The organism is Lysinibacillus sphaericus (assembly GCF_001629735.1).
GTDB classification, from domain to species: Bacteria; Bacillota; Bacilli; order Bacillales_A; family Planococcaceae; genus Lysinibacillus; species Lysinibacillus pinottii.
Genome location: NZ_CP015224.1, coordinates 3,392,033 through 3,409,698, shown reverse-complemented (window position 1 = coordinate 3,409,698; position 17,666 = coordinate 3,392,033). Strand labels below are relative to the sequence as shown.

The 17,666-nt window shown below is 35.9% G+C and carries 18 protein-coding genes; 12 read left to right on the top strand and 6 right to left on the bottom strand.

Going from position 1 to position 17,666, the window contains the following annotated elements; genetic code table 11:
* Positions 1-46: 46 nt before the first annotated feature.
* The 5 genes from mntR (at position 47) to A2J09_RS16710 (ending at position 3,560) form a co-directional block, all read left to right on the top strand.
* Positions 47-466 carry a transcriptional regulator MntR gene (gene mntR, locus A2J09_RS16730; protein ID WP_008177112.1) on the top strand — a complete coding sequence of 140 codons (420 nt, stop codon included), beginning with the start codon at positions 47-49 and terminating at the stop codon, positions 464-466.
* Between the two features lie 29 nt (positions 467-495).
* Positions 496-1,353 carry a CvfB family protein gene (locus A2J09_RS16725; protein WP_012295811.1) on the top strand — a complete coding sequence of 286 codons (858 nt, stop codon included), beginning with the start codon at positions 496-498 and terminating at the stop codon, positions 1,351-1,353.
* A gap of 137 nt (positions 1,354-1,490) precedes the next feature.
* Entirely contained in the window at positions 1,491-2,405 is a 915-nt protein-coding gene (locus A2J09_RS16720; protein ID WP_012295810.1) for a DUF1002 domain-containing protein, read from the top strand.
* A gap of 132 nt (positions 2,406-2,537) precedes the next feature.
* Positions 2,538-2,819, top strand: coding sequence for a GNAT family N-acetyltransferase (locus A2J09_RS16715; protein ID WP_012295809.1), 282 nt, complete (start codon positions 2,538-2,540; stop codon positions 2,817-2,819).
* A gap of 432 nt (positions 2,820-3,251) precedes the next feature.
* Positions 3,252-3,560 (top strand): hypothetical protein, encoded by a 309-nt coding sequence (locus A2J09_RS16710; protein ID WP_008177106.1) that lies wholly within the window; start codon positions 3,252-3,254, stop codon positions 3,558-3,560.
* Positions 3,561-3,577: 17 nt separating this feature from the next.
* Here the strand turns inward: A2J09_RS16710 and A2J09_RS16705 are convergent, their stop codons facing one another.
* From A2J09_RS16705 to A2J09_RS16695, 3 genes are all read right to left on the bottom strand, one after another.
* Complete coding sequence (locus A2J09_RS16705) at positions 3,578-4,720, bottom strand: MFS transporter (RefSeq protein ID WP_031416502.1); 1,143 nt, start codon at positions 4,718-4,720, stop codon at positions 3,578-3,580.
* Between the two features lie 121 nt (positions 4,721-4,841).
* Positions 4,842-6,362 (bottom strand): succinyl-CoA:acetate CoA-transferase ScpC, encoded by a 1,521-nt coding sequence (locus tag A2J09_RS16700; RefSeq protein WP_012295807.1) that lies wholly within the window; start codon positions 6,360-6,362, stop codon positions 4,842-4,844.
* Between the two features lie 349 nt (positions 6,363-6,711).
* Positions 6,712-7,362 carry a LytTR family DNA-binding domain-containing protein gene (locus A2J09_RS16695; RefSeq protein ID WP_008177095.1) on the bottom strand — a complete coding sequence of 217 codons (651 nt, stop codon included), beginning with the start codon at positions 7,360-7,362 and terminating at the stop codon, positions 6,712-6,714.
* Positions 7,363-7,867: 505 nt separating this feature from the next.
* Here A2J09_RS16695 and A2J09_RS16690 point away from each other — a divergent pair.
* The 4 genes from A2J09_RS16690 to A2J09_RS16675 all read left to right on the top strand — a co-directional run bounded on the left by A2J09_RS16690 (position 7,868) and on the right by A2J09_RS16675 (position 10,825).
* Positions 7,868-8,662: a helix-turn-helix transcriptional regulator gene (locus A2J09_RS16690; RefSeq protein WP_031416499.1), complete on the top strand. Its 795-nt coding sequence runs from the start codon at positions 7,868-7,870 to the stop codon at positions 8,660-8,662.
* A gap of 168 nt (positions 8,663-8,830) precedes the next feature.
* Positions 8,831-9,589 carry a membrane protein insertase YidC gene (yidC, locus tag A2J09_RS16685; protein WP_012295804.1) on the top strand — a complete coding sequence of 253 codons (759 nt, stop codon included), beginning with the start codon at positions 8,831-8,833 and terminating at the stop codon, positions 9,587-9,589.
* A 51-nt stretch (positions 9,590-9,640) separates the two neighbouring features.
* Positions 9,641-9,892, top strand: a complete 252-nt coding sequence (locus tag A2J09_RS16680) for a hypothetical protein (RefSeq protein ID WP_012295803.1) — start codon at positions 9,641-9,643, stop codon at positions 9,890-9,892.
* A gap of 150 nt (positions 9,893-10,042) precedes the next feature.
* Positions 10,043-10,825 carry a M15 family metallopeptidase gene (locus A2J09_RS16675; protein WP_012295802.1) on the top strand — a complete coding sequence of 261 codons (783 nt, stop codon included), beginning with the start codon at positions 10,043-10,045 and terminating at the stop codon, positions 10,823-10,825.
* 50 nt (positions 10,826-10,875) lie between these two features.
* Here the strand turns inward: A2J09_RS16675 and cls are convergent, their stop codons facing one another.
* Both cls and A2J09_RS16665 read right to left on the bottom strand, forming a co-directional pair.
* Positions 10,876-12,333, bottom strand: a complete 1,458-nt coding sequence (gene cls, locus A2J09_RS16670; RefSeq protein ID WP_031416497.1) for a cardiolipin synthase — start codon at positions 12,331-12,333, stop codon at positions 10,876-10,878.
* 167 nt (positions 12,334-12,500) lie between these two features.
* Positions 12,501-13,661, bottom strand: coding sequence for an MFS transporter (locus A2J09_RS16665; protein ID WP_031416495.1), 1,161 nt, complete (start codon positions 13,659-13,661; stop codon positions 12,501-12,503).
* A gap of 334 nt (positions 13,662-13,995) precedes the next feature.
* Between A2J09_RS16665 and A2J09_RS23995 the strand changes: the two genes are divergently transcribed.
* On the top strand, positions 13,996-14,133 hold the full coding sequence (locus A2J09_RS23995; RefSeq protein ID WP_164908744.1) for an Lmo0850 family protein: 138 nt from the start codon (positions 13,996-13,998) through the stop codon (positions 14,131-14,133).
* 57 nt (positions 14,134-14,190) lie between these two features.
* Here the strand turns inward: A2J09_RS23995 and A2J09_RS16660 are convergent, their stop codons facing one another.
* Positions 14,191-15,378: an FtsW/RodA/SpoVE family cell cycle protein gene (locus tag A2J09_RS16660; protein WP_031416494.1), complete on the bottom strand. Its 1,188-nt coding sequence runs from the start codon at positions 15,376-15,378 to the stop codon at positions 14,191-14,193.
* Between the two features lie 341 nt (positions 15,379-15,719).
* Between A2J09_RS16660 and A2J09_RS16655 the strand changes: the two genes are divergently transcribed.
* Entirely contained in the window at positions 15,720-16,472 is a 753-nt protein-coding gene (locus A2J09_RS16655) for a hypothetical protein (protein ID WP_036162361.1), read from the top strand.
* A 114-nt stretch (positions 16,473-16,586) separates the two neighbouring features.
* The gene (locus A2J09_RS16650; RefSeq protein WP_031416492.1) at positions 16,587-17,666 is read left to right on the top strand and encodes a D-alanine--D-alanine ligase; all 1,080 of its coding nucleotides are present in this window, start codon (positions 16,587-16,589) and stop codon (positions 17,664-17,666) included.

Below are 17,666 nucleotides of genomic sequence, written 5' to 3'. Positions count from 1 at the left end.
TTGTAGTAAACTAGAGAGTAAGAAAAGGAAAGAGAGGGAAAAAGATATGCCAACACCTAGTATGGAGGACCATATCGAACAAATTTATTTACTAATCGCTAACAAAGGATATGCGCGAGTGTCTGACATTGCTGAAGCATTATCTGTTCTTCCTTCTTCTGTTACAAAAATGGTTCAAAAATTAGATAAAGATGGTTATTTAGTTTATGAAAAATACCGTGGACTGACATTGACGCCGAAAGGTGAAAAGCTTGGTAAGCGTCTTGTGCAGCGTCATGAATTGCTCGAGCAGTTCTTACGAATGATTGGTGTGGATGAAGAGCGTATATATAATGATGTTGAAGGAATAGAGCATCATTTAAGTTGGAATTCAATCGATCGTATAGCAGATCTTGTGCAAGTAATGGAAGAGAATCCAGACATCGTGAAAAAATTAGAGGCATCAAAGACACAGCACAATCTATAAAAAGATGGTGTGAGGGAAAGGGAGACAATATGGACGCATTAAAATCAGGTGAAGTCGTTACATTAACGGTATTAGAGCAACAAACATCCAAATGGATTTTAACAAATGGAGTTGAAGAACTACCTTTAAATGCTTCAGAGGTAACAGAGCCGCTAACAGTAGGTGATCGCCTTGAAGTATTTTTATTTGTAGATCGACGAGGAGACCTAGCCGCTACAACAGCTATTCCAGCTTTTACACAAGGGGAATATGGTTGGGCAAGAGTGCTAAAAGTAGTAGAACGTGAAGGGGCTTATGTAGATATTGGTTCCTCCCGTGAAGTATTAGTAAAAGCAGAGGATTTACCACCATTAAAAGAGGTGTGGCCGGTTCCAGGTGATCATTTATTTATGACACTACGAACAGACCGGAACGGTGATTTATTTGGGCGATTAGCAACGGAAGAGAAGATTTCTGAGCTATATGAAGGTGCATTTGAAGATTTGCATAATAAAAACATTCAGGCACGTCCATATCGTTTGTTACCAGTTGGCTCGTTTTTACTAGGTGTAGAACATCCATATCGTATTTTTGTACATGAATCAGAGCGCAGTGCGGAGCCACGCTTGGGACAAGATGTAGTAGTTCGAATTATTGATGTAAAAGAAGATGGCTCCATGAACGGTTCTCTTTTGCCACGAAAACATGAGCGTCTTTCCGATGATGCACAGCAAATTTTGAGCTATCTACAGGATGTTGGGGGCAAAATGCCATTTGGTGATAAGTCCTCTCCTGAAGAAATTCAAGAAATGTTTCATATGAGTAAGGGTGCCTTTAAACGTGCATTAGGAACATTGATGAAAGCTGGTAAAGTGAAGCAACAGGACGGCTGGACGGAAGAAGCCTAGTGGACGATTGATAAACCAAAGACAAGCGATAAGAGACATCCTTGAAACCTTCTCTTCTTTTTTACGTACTAATAACTGTATAGTGGTATACATTATACGGGCTAATTATGAGGTTTTATCGAAAGGGGTCACACGATTTGAAAAAAGCTTGGATTAAAATTCTAACAGCTACTATGTTAGTATTCGGTGTGATGGCACCAGCAACAGGGTTTGCAGCTGATAATACGCCTCCGAAAGCAATTGATGAAAAGTTAGGCGTACCAATCGTTGTATATGGGGCAAATTTATCTGAAGCTGAAAAAGAATCAGTAAAGAAATCATTAAAAGTAAGTGAAGAGCCTGAAATCGAAGAAATAACGGTATCAGGTCAGGATTTAGTTAAATACATTAAAGATAGTAATTCAAGTTCCCGCATGTATTCTTCTGCTAAAATTACGCGTAGAGATGCAGGGGACGGTCTAGTAATAGAAATTGTCACACCCACAAATATTACACAGGTGACATCTGAAATGTACGCGAATGCCATGTTAACGGCGGGGATTGAAGATGCCACAGTACAGGTGGCTGCACCTAAGGCGGTAACAGGGCATTCAGCGTTAGTAGGTATTTACAAGGCCTACGAGGTCACTACAGGTGAAACGCTTGATATTGAACGAACAGATGTAGCAAATGAAGAGTTATCAGTTGCAACATCTATTGCTGAATCTGCAGGTGTGGATGATGCAAAGGTTGCTGAATTACTAACCGAAATTAAAAAGCAAATTGCTGAAACAAAGCCAGCTACACGTGAAGACGTTGAAAAGATCGTTCAAGAGCAATTAAACAAGCTGGAAATTAATTTAAGTGAAAAGGACCGTCAATTGCTCGTAGATTTGATGGATAAAATCAGTAAACTGGATATTGATTTTAGTAAATGGTCTGAACAGTTAAACGATATTAGTAATACGATTCAGGAGAAGTTTGGCTCTCTCATGGAGGATAAAGGATTCTGGGAAAGTGTGAAAACCTTCTTTGCTAATCTAAAAGATACTATATCTTCTTGGTTTAACTAACAATGAAAAATAAAAGAATCTGTCATACTCATTTACTAGAATGAGTGGACAGATTCTTTTTATTTAGAAGAGTCGCAAGCTTTGTGAAAATACAAAAAGCTATGGTACTATGAATAAAAGGAGTGGTGAGAAATGGAATTCCAATTACAGCAATTAGCAGGAAATAAATTTGCATTTTTGAATGAGCAAGCAGGGGAAAGGCTTGCCGAAATTACTTGGCAGCAAAATGGGCAAGTAATGGTAATGGATCACACATATGTATCAGATAAGCTCCGCGGTCAAGGGGTGGCCAAACAATTGCTTGATCAGGCAGCCCAATATGCACGTCAACACGACTACAAGATGGAAGCTGTTTGTTCCTATGTAGTAGCTGCCTTTGCCAAATCAGATGCATATAATGATGTAAAACGATAAAATAAAGGCAATCTGCTTATAGGTAAGCGGATTGCCTTTTAATTACTAAAGTAAATCATTTAAGCAGCTCCTTACAAAAGAATGACACCATAAATTAGTATGGTTAAAAGGCCTGCCCCACCTACTAATGAAGCCATGTCTACCCAATCGTACGCTAAATCGAATTCCTTCATTATAATCACGCTCCTATTTTAAGTATTAATTCATTAATTCCCATTACTTGCTTTTTGTAATCATAAATAATTATGATAAATGTCGAAAATTATACTGAATTTTAATAGAAGAATGATAAGTACGGCGGATATTAAGCAAGTATACTTCTTATTTTTATATATATGCAGATAGAGATAAAAAAATAAATGTTTATTCTTCTAAGAATAGGGAAAAACTATAGTACAGAGCTAGTTTCTATATTTTTAGGAGGTAATAAATATGGCTAAACGAAAAGGAACAGGTGTTGTCATTGCAGGATTAGCGGGATTAGCAGCATCTTATTTAAGTAAAAAAGAGAACCGTGATAAAGCACTATCGATGTTTAATAATATGAAATCAAGATTAGAGTCTTATCTGACAACAGGGCCGGATATGCATGACAATATTGCAGAACGCGTATCAACAGAGGTGGCAACAGAGGCTGGTACTTCTCCAACGAAGATTGCCTCAAATGAGATGGTAGCTGAAGGTGGAGGACATACTGGTGTCCACTTCTATAATGAGGAAATTCAAGACAAGGAAAAATAACCAAAAAACCTTCTCATCTATGTATGAGAAGGTCTTTTGTGTGGGAGTAGGATTGCTATTGCAAATATTAATAATATAATTCCCGTAAAGATAAAGCCGCTAATCACTCCAAGTGATAGCCATCCTAACAAGGAAGACCCTATTACTACACCAAGAGAGAAAAATGCATAGAAATAACCATATGCTTTTCCTCGTATTTCAGCGGTTGTGGAATCTATTAAGAGTGAATTTATGGAAGGGAAAAGGAATCCAAACCCTACTCCATAACATGCCATTGCTAAGTAAAGTAAAGAGCTAGAATCCGCTTGGCTAATTAATAATTGGCTTAATCCCATTAATCCAATACCAAGTGACAATGTTTTTAGGGGATTTACTTTATCAAAAATACGATTAGTTGGTAATAGAAAAACGAGTACAGCGATAATACCAAATGTGCTCATCAATGTGCCACTTAAACGGGAGTCAAAGCCTAAAGATTGGACTTTGAGCGGTAGAAGATAGGCGATTACACCTTGTGAAAACATTAAGAAGAAGGCTCCTGAAAATGCCTTTAATGTTCCTGGATTATTAAAGAATACACTTATCGGAATATATGTACTTGGTGCCGATTTCTCTTTTTTTACTTGATTTGCTCTTAGTAAAAAGAAAGAAAGGATCCCTAATATAAGCATAAAGCTTGCAGTGATGTTAAAAACGAATGGGACACTTGTTCGGCTTGCTAGAATGCCACTAAAAGCAGGGCCAATAATGGCAGCAATACCAACAAATGCGCCAGATATAGCACTGCCCTTACCTCTTTTTTCGTGTTCGGTAGCGTTTGCTAGAAAGGTAAAGGCGGCAGGTACAATGAAGCCTGCAACAAGTCCATGAATAAATCGGACTCCTAAAAGCGCAATAGGCTCCTCTATTAAGTTATAGAGTGTTAACGATAAACCTGTTGTTAAGAGACCAACAATGAGTATGATAAAAGGTCCTTTGCGATCCGTTAAAAAGCCTGAAATGATATTACCAAATGTATTGGATAACGAATACATACCTACTGCAAGGCCTGTAAGGAATGCTGATGCTCCTAAAGACTCTGCATATGTACTCATAACAGGTAGCTGGGTAAATAGGTCGAAAAAAGAAAAGAAAATAATGACATAAATAAATTTTTTCATAGCTCCTCCCATGAATTAGAACAAATTAGTAAGTTAGTTGCATATATTCCTATTATAACATTTCCAATAAAAAAGAACGCCCAATAAGTTTTCACTTAGTAGGCGTCCTGAAAATTGAAGATTAAGCTTTTGAAACTTCTTTTTTCATTGTTTTGTTTTTAGCAAGGTTTACATGCCAAGAAAGTGCTTCCTCTAAAAGGTGAGGTGTTTGATGGCTACCAGTTGCTTCGACAGCACGGTTGTAGTAATCCCATAATTGCTCTTTATAATCTGGGTGTGCACAGTTTTCAATAATTAAAGGTACACGTTCTTTTGGTGCAAGACCACGTAAGTCAGCGATACCTTGTTCTGTTACGATAACATCTACATCATGCTCAGTATGGTCAACGTGAGATACCATTGGTACGATAGAAGAAATTGCTCCACCTTTTGCGTATGATTTTGTAACAAAAATACCAAGGCGTGCGTTACGAGCGAAGTCTCCTGAACCACCGATACCGTTCATCATACGAGTACCAGAGACATGCGTTGAGTTTACGTTACCATAGATATCTAACTCAAGAGCTGTGTTGATTGAGATTAGACCCAAACGACGGATAAGCTCAGGGTGGTTAGAAATTTCTTGTGGACGTAAGCAAATTTTATCAGCATATTTTTCTAAATTGCCATATACTTTTTGCTGTAATTCTTCAGTCAGTGTAATTGAAGTGGCAGCGGCAAATTTAACTTTACCTGCATCGATTAAGTTAAATACTGCATCTTGAAGTACTTCTGATGCCACGATTAAATCTTCAAATTCTGAATCTGCAAAGCCATCAAGTACAGCGTTTGCAACAGAACCAACACCAGATTGTAATGGCATTAATTGTTTTGTTAAACGACCTGCTTTAATTTCAGCGCTGAAGAAGTCTAATAAAATGTTTGCCATAGTTTGTGTTTCTTCATCTGGAGGTACGATTAATGAAGGAGCATCTGGCTCTTCAGAAATAACAATTGCTTTAATTTTAGCTGGATCCACTTTAATACCGATATCACCAATGCGTTGCATAGCGTCTGTCATTGGAATAGCTTCACGCTTACCTTGTTCACCAGGTACATAAATATCATGGATGCCGATTAAGGCTTCTGGGTGTGAAATGTTTAACTCGATAATAATATTTTCTGCATATTCTGCAAAGATAGGTGAGTTACCTACAGAGTTTGTTGGAATAATTAATCCATCTTCAGTAATAGCAACCGCTTCAAGAATTAAATACTTGATTGGTCCGATAATTCCTTGGCGCACTAGCTCAGCATTATGAGAAAGGTGAGCATCTACATATAAAACATCCCCAGAGTTAATTAAATTACGGATACCAGCGTCTCCTTGGAATGGTCCACGTTTACGAATGGCACCAGCTTCTGCTAAGTACTTATCCACTTCTGGTCCTAATGATGCACCTGTATATACATCAATTTTGAATTCTTCATTTTTAGCTCGCTCAACTAAAGCCATTGGCACAACTTTTGCGTCCCCAGCACGAGTAAAACCACTCATCCCAACTACATCACCGTTAGAAATAAGTGCTGCTGCTTCTTCAGCAGTGACAATTTTACTCTCAAGTTCTTTTAAACCTAGGCGTTTTTGAACATTTGCATCCATAAAAAAATCCTCCCCTAAATAATTTTGATGGAAACCGATTACAAAACTAGAAAAAACATTTGAGAATTTTCTGTTTATTCAGTTGTAGTATGACTCCAACCATTTGAATAATACTATCACCAAATTGTCACAATTACTTTATGAATAGCATTAAATTGAGTAAAAAAAGGAAAATCGAGCATTAAGATGATTTTTCGACAGAGAAAACGTTTTATTGTAGAGCTGTATAAATATAGGTGATTTACACATTAAAACTATGCGAAAATTGTTAATAGGGGACAAAAGGAGGTTTCATAGGCATCAAAAAATACAGCGAACAATCCACATACATTGCTCGCTGTACTTATAATTAGAAACCTAAAGAACGACGGAAGTAGCTTGCATAGCGTTGGCTAACAGGGATACGAGTACCATCTTTCATAATTAATAAAAACGTTGAGTGAGAATCTGGTTGAATTTCATCGATGTAGTCAATGTTAACGATGTAAGAGCGGTGACAACGAATAAATGAATCAGGTGCTAAAAATAGCTCTAGATCACTTAGGTTTAAACGGTGATAACCTTCACGAGACATTGTTTTAACAAATGTTTTACGGAGCTGTGTTTCTAAATAAATTACTTGATCGTGCTTAATTGGGTACCAGCAGTCATCGATTTTAATTGTAATGTAGTTTGTTAAGAATGCTGATGGTTTTTGCGGGAAGATAGCAGTAATAGCTCCTTTAGTTTCGCCTTCCTCCATTAAAGGAATACTCATACCGTAATAGGCTACACCGAAAACATCAGGTTCGATGTAAGAGCTAATTTTTTGACCATAGCTTAGGGCTTTGTGAGCCGCTGAACCTTCTTTAATAGGATCGCCTGGTTTAATCTTTAAATCAACTTTTTTACTTGGCTGGTAATACAAATACTCATTGGTATCAGAGATAGCAATGGAAGTATTCTCTGGGAAGAATTCCTTAATGATCTCCATAATTTCTTCTATTTGTTTTGGTTCCACTTTAAACACCTCGTCTAAACTTTTAAAAATAGTATTATCATCTATTTTACTACATAATCGTATAAATTATATAGAGAAGATTTAGGAATAAAATAGAAAAATGTCGATTGACTCATTATAATGGTGTAATTTGTCTTGTATAATTTGTAAATAAATTTATATAATGACTAATTTATTTTGATAGGTATATGGTAAAATTTAATTGTTAGGATTAAGTTTACAAGGTTTCTACTATGTCTATGTGATAAATTAGAACTAGAGTAGCAATTAAAATGTGGTTGAAAGGAAATCGCAGAATATGGTAAAATTCACTGTATAGTCTATTTTCTTGTGTTCTGGTGTTTAAGTTAGGTTATTTATAAGGTTGTTTTTTTGAAAAAATGTGAAATAGGACTCAGTTCTTAAGATAAATTAATAAATACTATTTTCTTATTTTTATTCAATTGGGATTGATGTCAAATATTGTAATGCAGTTCGTGCACTCTGAGGAAAGATGGGGAAGATTATGCAACTACATCAACATTCTATGTCAGAAACGATTTCCAAAAGATACTTCCAAGAAATCGATAATATAAATCAATATATCGGCGTCGAAGAATTTTTTAATATTGAGTCGAAATTAATTTTTGAAATTTACCATTTAGAATCCGCCAAAGCGAAGAAATCTTTACATGAGTTAATTGATATTCTTTCAATTCGTTTTGGTAAACAGGTCATAAAAATTGTTCGAGGTTATTTTTCTGTTTTGTCTTCGATTGTTGCTCGAAAATTGCTAGACAATCAAGTACCTTCGAAAAAGGCATTTGCTTTCAATATTGCTTGTAATGACATGATTGAAAACCAAATGAAAGACGCAGAATTTTTGCAATTTGCCGATGATTTAATTGATTTCTTTGTTTATTTTATTGCAGATCGCAAACAACCGACTTTCCGACATCAAACTGTCAACAAGGTGATCATGTTTATAAATGATGAATTGGAGAATGATTTAACCGTGGAAAGTATAGCTAACAACTTCCATATAAGTACTAGTCATTTATCGCGTATTTTTAGAGAACATGTAGGTATTACACTAGTTGAATACTTAAATGTTCGACGTGTAGAAGAGTCACAATATTATTTACGACATACAAACAAAAGTATTACATCTATATCTGATCAATTCCATTTCTGTAACCAAAGTTATTTTACACGAATCTTCAAAAAATATACGGGTGTTACGCCAAAGCATTTTAGAGATGAACTTCATCATGAATTTTATCGATTTGAAATGGCTGAGACAGAATTACAAAATGCATAGCTTTTGAATAAAAAAATAAGAGGTGCGGAGATGTTTAGTCATATTGCTAAAGCTCGCACCTTTTTTTTATGAAAATAACAAACATAAATAGTAGCACTTGCTATTTGATAAAGACAGACCCTATAAGGTATACTTCACAGTAGTTGATAAATTATAGTAGGTGGAAAAATGAAAAATTTGAAACTATTTTCAATGCTTGGGCTAGCTGTTTTTGTTCTTAGTGGCTGTCAAGCAGTGCAAAACAAAGAAGGTATTTTCTATAGTATTTTTGTAAAACCTATGGAATTTTTACTGGAATTTTTCGGGAACGATATCTTTGCAGGTAGTTATGGTTTAGCAATCATTGCGATTACCGTACTCATCCGTTTAGTCTTAATGCCGATTATGTTGAAAAATTATCGTCAACAACAATTGATGAAAACAAAAATGGATGCGTTTAAGCCTGAGATGGAAGCAGTTCAGAAAAAAATGAAAGAAGCTAAGACAAAAGAAGAGCAAACGCAATATCAACAAGAAATGATGGCTCTCTATCAAAAGCATGGCATTAATCCATTAAATATGGGATGCTTACCAATGTTAATCCAAATGCCAATTATTATGGGTCTTTATTTCTCGATTTTATATTCAACAGATGTGAAGTCACATGAATTTTTATGGTTTAGCTTAGGGTCACCTGATATCGTCATGACGATTGTAGCGGGTGTTGTATATCTCGTTCAGGCACGAGTATCATTATGGACTGTACCTGAGCAGCAAAAAGCCCAAATGAAAATGTTTATTTATATTTCACCAATTATGATTGTCTTTATTTCAATGTCATCAATGGCAGCATTACCTTTATATTGGTCAGTCAGTGGTGCGTTGTTAATTCTTCAAACATATATTGGCCGTAAATATTATTCGCAACATCCAGAAAAAGCAAAATAATTCATTCATGTCGAGGCGCCTTTGTTGCCTCGATTTTTTTAGGGGGACAACATGATGAACAGAAAATGGCTATCATCAATTTTAGTCGCTATATTTAGTATTGCGGCACTTGTATTTATTATTATAGGGAAATTTAATTTCGCTGTACTTGCAATGACGATTATGTTTGCCTTGTCCAATGGCTTTAGAGCAAAAAGTTTTGAAGAACAAGGTTATGGAAAAGAAGCAAAATGGATGAAATATATGGCGATCTTTTTTGCGGTAGCTTCAATCATCGTATTCATCATTATTCTTACAGACTAATATTGACAAAATATCAAAAGAATTTCACACCTGAAAATGTGAACAGTGCTAAAATGAGATTATATCAATCAAGTAATAAAATAAGATAAGTATTTACAGAGGGAGGACTTACTCTTTTCGTATGTGCTATTTTTAAAAGGGGCATAAATAGTGAAAAACAATCGTCTTTTGCTCATCATGGGTGCTTTGATTTCTGTGGCGTTAATCGTATCTATTTTTGTAGTTTACAACTATAAAAATAATCAAGTAAATAATGCATCTGATGAGCAACCAACATCTACTGAAACAAACAAATCAACAGAGCAAGATTCTTCTAAAACAGAGAAGACAGACATTACACCGGAAAAACCTGAAAAGCCAGAGCAGCAACCAGACGAAAATGGCTATCTACCTAATCAAACTTTACCTACCGAACCAACTTATATAAAAGGCATTCTGCTAGCAAATAAAATTTATCCGCTTCCATCTACCTTTGCACCTGAGGAAAATCCAGAAGCAAGACAAGCACTAAATCAAATGCTAGAGGCTGCCAAGCAACAAGGGTTTGATTTAGTTGCTTTTAGCGGTTATCGTTCTTTCGAATATCAAACAACACTGTATAACAACTATGTTAATCGTGATGGACAAGCAGCTGCAGATCGATACAGTGCTCGTCCAGGCTATTCTGAGCATCAAACAGGCTTAGCGTTTGATATAGGAGAGCGTGGAAAAGAAGATGTATGGCTGACAGAGGAATTTGGTGAAACACCAGCTGGGCAGTGGCTATTTGCGCACGCTCAAGAGTATGGGTTTATACTGCGATTCCCTCAAAACAAAGAGGAAATTACCGGCTATATGTATGAGTCTTGGCATTATCGTTATGTTGGTAAGGATATAGCTCAAGAAATTGCTACGCAAAGCATTACACTAGAAGAATATTTAGGTGTGAAATAAAGAAAGGAAGAGAGGCGGTTCTGCGCGAACAAGCTCTCTTCCTTTTTAGTTTATAGGATAGGGGTTAATAAACGAGATATTGATTCTTTAAATTTGATTAATGATGAACGGTTTTGGTACATCTCCCACGTCAATTCTGTACAATCAAAAATATCCTTTTCAAACAGCTCTGCCAGCTGATGTGAAATATTGGCATCATAAATAAAGGCATTGACCTCGAAATTTAAGCTAAAGCTTCGTACATCGATATTAGCTGTACCAACAGAGGAAGCTTCATCATCGATAATAATTGCTTTGGCATGAATAAAGCCCTTTTCATAGATATACACTTTTGCTCCTGCTCGAAGTAATTGCCCAACATAGGAATATGTAGCCCAATAAACAAACATGTGATCTGGCTTGTTAGGGATCATAATTCGTACATCGATACCTGACAATGTTGCAATTTTTATGGCATCTAAAAAGCTTACATCCGGAATAAAATAAGGCGTTTGAATATAGATATACTTTTGGGCCATGTTGATCAACTTTAAGTAACCAATCTTAATTTGCTCCCAATCTGAGTCTGGTCCGCTTGATACAATTTGTAAACCAACATCACCTTTTTTGGGGATAGCAGGGAAGTAGCGATCTGAGTAACCCATTTTTTGCTGGGAGCTTGCTTGATTCCAATCTAATAAAAAGCGTGTTTGGAGTGGATGTACAGCACTACCTTCAATGCGTAAGTGTGTATCTCTCCAATACCCAAACTTTTTTTGTAAGCCTAAATATTCATCCCCAACATTAAAACCTCCGATATAGCCAATGCGGCCATCAATGACAACAATTTTCCGGTGATTTCTAAAATTTAAACGGGGATTAAGGAGTGGGAAGATGGAAGGAAAGAACACTTCTACCTCGCCTCCGGCATTAAGCAATTCTTTAAAATGACGCTTCTTCACATTACGTGAGCCCATCTCATCATAGAGGAGGCGTACCTTGACACCTTGCTGCGCCTTTTTAATTAGCGCATGAACGATTCGTGTTCCTAAATCATCAAGGCGGAAGATATAGTATTGAATATGGATATGGTCCTTAGCTGCTTCAATATCTTTAAGGAGCTGTTCAAATTTATTGGCCCCATCATCAAAAATATCTAGATGGTTGTCCTGGGTTAAAACGGCATTGTTTGTTCTAAGGTGCATGTAAATCATCTCTTGATAATTTTCGGCATTTGAAATGCGAAACTCAAATGTTTCATCACGAATGGCATTCATTTGATAACTGATGAGCGTATCAATACCGATATCTTTACGCCCTTCCCAACGGAATAAATGTTTTTTTCGTAACTGTCTTCCAAGTAATAGATACAAAATAAATCCAACTAATGGTATGAAAAATAGCACGAGAATCCATGCCCATGTAGATGTAGCATCTTTACGTTCTAAAAAAATGATAGTCATGGCTAATAAAATATTAAAAAATAAAGTTAAAGGAACTAAATATTCTATATCTGTAAAAATGCTCATTCCTACACCTGCCTTTACTATTGATAATAACATACTTAGTATAGCCTACTTCAAATGAGGAAAGAAGATTTTAAGTAGCTAGTTAGCATAGAAAAGGATTATCTCTATGACTTTTTAGAGATAATCCGAATTGCTTGTTAATAATTCTCTCGAACCATTTATGAATGTTAATCAAAACGCAATGATTTTTTAGAGGCTTTAAAGATGAAAATTAAGCTAATAGAAAGAATGGCGATTACTGCTGATGTATAGTAACCGAGACTTGCATGCATTGTAAATAACCAGGTAAAAAATAGCGGGCCAAGTATGCGCCCTAGATTATCCATGGAATATGACAGTCCAGCAGCTGTTCCATATTGCCCGCCAGATTCTTTAGAGGACAGTGATACAACACATGTTCTAGCAAGTGCATTTCCTGCTGTAAAGACACATAGTGCTAGCCCTGCGATAAATAAGTTAGCGGTTAATGTGAATAAAAGCATCCCCACGGCTGTTACAATTTGTGCACCGATTAACCAAGTTGTCTCACTGCCATTTTTGATACGGCGAACGACACCACCCTGTATCGCGGCATCAACAAAGCCACTAAACATAAATAAATAACCAATTTGTAATGGTGTAATTTGAATTTTTTCGATTTGGAACAATTGGAATGTTGCTTCTACACCGGCCAACATAAAAGTTACTAAAAATGAAAACATAAATAAGTAACGCACACGATATTGAAGCATTTTCCCAGCGCCTTTTGGCACAATAGCACGTTTATTTGAATCTTTTCGTTTTTCAGGTTCTTTTAAGACGAAACTTGCATAAATAAATAATAGTCCAATTAATATAGCTGATGCGATAAACGGTAATTGCAAGCTAATATGCCCTAACATTCCACCAATTGCTGGACCAAAAATAAAACCTAGACCGATGGACATACCCATAAAGCCCATATATTTATTACGTGTCTCCTCGCTAGACATATCTGCAATAAATCCTGTTACAGCCGTATATAATGCTCCTGAAAATAATCCTCCTACGATACGGGAAACATATAAAATAGCTAAGTTATCAATAAATAATGAAAAAATAACAAAGCTTAGGCTAAAACCAATTAGTCCCGTTAAGATTAGCTGTTTACGTCCTACCTTATCTGATAACATGCCCCAAAGGGGTGCAGTGAAAAAGCTAGCTAACGAATAGACGGTCAGTAAGCCACCGACGTGGAGATTATCCCAATTTTGCTGCACAATAACCTCTGGTAAGACAGGAATAATAATGCCAAAACCTAGGTAAACGAGGAATTGAACAGACATTAATAATAAAATTGCCTTTTTCATAAAGTTCCCTGCTTTCATACAATATTTCAATATGTATATTCTAACCCCGTTGTTCTTGCTATTACAAGAAAACGGAAGGAGAAACATGGATAGACGACATTTCTGTTGTTGAGAAAAAAAGTAAATGAATAAAATAAGAGGGTTTAGGTTAGTTTATAAATGTTTGGTGGTGCATAGGGCAGGGTATAAAAAATTACACTGTCACAAAAAAGAAAAATTTTAAAGTAAAGTTAAATGGTATGATAAACTTGTCAGACATCATACTCATAGAAAAATGAAACTTTTTTGGCAATTAAACGTTATATAAAATCGAGGAAAGATTGAGGTGGAATGTATGAGGAAAGAAGTAGATTTGAAAAAGATTGTTTCGAATTTATCTAAGTTGGGTGTAACAGCCACTGTAACAAAGTCTCGACTAGAACTTTTAAAAGTGCTAACACCACCAACGCAGACACCGCAAGTTCAAGCTTAACTCGTTTAAAATAGAAAAAGGGAAGTCTCCGTAATAGAGGCTTCCCTTTTTCTATTTTTAATCATCTTCATCATGTGTAGTAAACATGTACGTCCGATAGTGGAACCTCATACTAAAGACTAGTCCAATAGCTAAAGCATTCCCCATTAATGAACTACCACCATAGCTTATGAATGGAAGTGGAATACCCGTAATCGGTAATAGTTGAATCGTCATTCCTATATTCTCGAACACATGGAATGTAATCATAGCAATAATACCAGCACAAACATATGTTGAGAATGGATCTTTCAATAAGAGAGTAGTTTTTGTTAAATGATAAATTAACAGGAAGAAAATGCAAATAACAATACTTGCCCCAATAAAGCCCCATTCCTCACCGATTACAGTGAAAATGAAATCGGTATGGTTCTCTGCAACATAAACTTCTCGATTTCGAAAGCCCTTACCGAAAATTTCACCTGATCCAATAGCGTTGAGTGATGTGATTAAATGGTATCCATCACTGGAAGAATAGGAGTAGGGATCTAACCAAGAATATATTCGAGCAAACTGATACGTTTTAAAACCGAATGTTTTCTCTAAGAAATCTTGCATATAGAGAGCCATCCATAGTAATGAACCACCTGCTACAACGCCACCTAAAAATGTAGGTAATATTATTTTCCATGAAATACCTGCTACAATAATAAGGGCAGCGGTAATGGCGAAAAATACAAGTGCTGATCCAAGGTCTGGTTGTTTCATAATAATAGCTAATGGCACGAAAAGGGTTAAAGCAATTTTTCCTAATAATAAGAAATCTGTTTTTAATGATTTTAGTGAATAGACTTCGTGGTGCTTACTAATTAATCGTGCCAATGCTAAGATGTAAAATGTTTTCATAAACTCAGAAGGTTGAATATTTCCAAGCGGTGTATGGTACCAGCTTTTTGCACCATTAACCGGTGCGCCAATTTGACCTTCTCCTTCAGGCATAAAAATAAGCAGTACCAATAAGGCAATCCCTGCTCCATACATATACCATGACATTTTTTTATATTGATCTGGCTCAAAAAACATCACTATACCAATAATTACTGCACCAATTACATACCATTGCATTTGTTTTGGAACGTAGTTAATGCCATATTGACCGGATGTTTGGGCAGATGCAATAGCTAACAAACTAATGACTAGAAACGTGAAAAGAATAAAAGCAAGGGTCCAGTCAAAACGATTTGCGAAATTTCGTTTATTTTCCATAAAATCCACCTAAATTAAAATAGTATCTCAATATGAGTAAATATAATGCGTTTCTTCCATTTTCGTTTATAATGTTGAAAGAATAGAACAAATTCAAAATCAGAAAAAACTAACGTCTACTGATTAAGCTTGCAATTTGCTTCGAACGTTGTCAATGGAACTTTTAAGCAAATATTTTAACTCATTGAGTAATCGAAAACCTGTATGCAAATGCATGTTTAACATTCCTATTATAACGCAAAAAACACTTTTATGCCTGCGTATATAGTTGTGACGACAATTAACATAAAATGTTTCAAAAAAACCGAGTTTAGTCTTATAATGTAGTGAAGAATGGGGTGATGGTTGTGGCTAAAAAATTAAAGTCAGCTGATGATTTTATGTATCATATTTATGTTCATATGAATGACGTTGATAAATTTGTCATTTTTAGCGGGTTGAAATTCTCGCAATTTGCGGCTGCGCTTGAACCACTGCATCACTTACTTTTATTAAAACATTCCTATGAAGAAGGTTCTTTTAATATGCATACGCAATTTGAATATGTATTGGATGAAGAGGTACCCCATTTTGTAAAGAAATCGGCTGAGTCCAAGGAATTATGTTGGATCGATTTTATGGATGAGAAGAGGCTAGACCATCTAACACCCATGGAACAAGGGGAATTGCTTTACATAAGTCATAAAAAAGAACCGATTACATCTGCATTTTTTAACAAATTGCAAAATAGATTCGTCTATTACTCTTCAGATTTAGAAAAAATGACAAAAATTTACTTCCGACATTTAAGTGATTCGGATTTATTGGTAGCAAATGTTTTTAATAGTTTAATTCGAGAAAAGGAACGTAGCTCTGGATTTTGGCGTCGAAAAGTAAAATCGAGTATCCCTACTATTTCACCTGATTTCTTGCGTTCTTATCGATCATTTGCTAAAGACGGTGCATTATTATCGTTGTACCGTATTGAAAAACCAAAAGTTGCATATGGGATAGAAGTTCGCAACCTGTCAGAATATTCTTTTCCTGATGAAGTTTGGGACGATTTAAATACCATTTTGAAAACAGAGCACGATGAATTGATTTATATTATTTAACGAAATATACACTCAAATCTCACCGTCGAACATTACGGTGGGATTTTTATGTCATTTGTCAAGACGTTTCGTGATAAACTAATAGTACTCAAGAAGTATGTGGAGGGCACAAAAATGAAAAAAAGAATCGGTTTATTATACGGCGGAAAGTCAGCTGAGCATGAGGTATCATTATCAACAGCTCGTGCAGTCACTGGTGCTTTGAATTTCGAGGAGTATGAAGTATATCCGATTTTCATAACATCTGAAGGAGAATGGCGACGCGGAAATCGTTTAGAAAAGCCTGTAAGTACTATCGAAGAACTACAATTCGGTGATAATACTACAATTTTAGAAAATAATATTACTGATTTTTTAATCGATGAACATGGCAATGCAGTGCAGTTCGATGTTGTTTTCCCATTACTACATGGAACAAATGGTGAGGATGGAACTGTGCAAGGTTTATTAGAAGTTCTAAATCTACCCTATGTAGGAAATGGGGTTTTAGCATCTTCTGCTGGAATGGATAAAGTAGTTATGAAGCAATTATTCGAGATTGCTGGTTTACCACAAGTGCCCTATACGTACTTTATTCGCAGTGAGTGGAAGAATGAACAACAGACTATCATTGAACGCTGTGAAAAAAGATTGACTTGGCCAATGTTTGTGAAACCTGCAAATTTAGGGTCAAGTGTTGGGATTAGCAGAGCAACAAACCGTGATGAATTAATAAAAGCAATTGAGGTTGCCTTACAATACGATCGTAAAATTGTGGTCGAGCAAGGTATCATCGCTCGTGAAATAGAACTTGCCGTATTAGGAAATGATTATCCGGAAGTTTCGGTACCAGGTGAAATTAAACCGGTTACAGAATTTTATGATTATGATTCTAAGTACAAGGATGGCTCCACAGCACTTATTATTCCAGCTGAGTTACCAGAGGAAACTGAATCGAGCTTAAAAGAACTGGCAAAACGGGCTTTTAAGGCGATTGATGGTAGCGGTTTAGTGCGTGCCGACTTCTTTGTAACAGCTGATAATAGTGTTTACATTAATGAAGTAAATACATTGCCTGGTTTCACGCCAGTAAGTATGTATCCATTACTTTGGCAACATACAAATGTAAGCTACCCAGAGCTGATTAATCGTTTGATTACATTAGCCATTGAACGTTTTGAAGAAAAACAACAGCTTCACTATAAAAAAGACTGA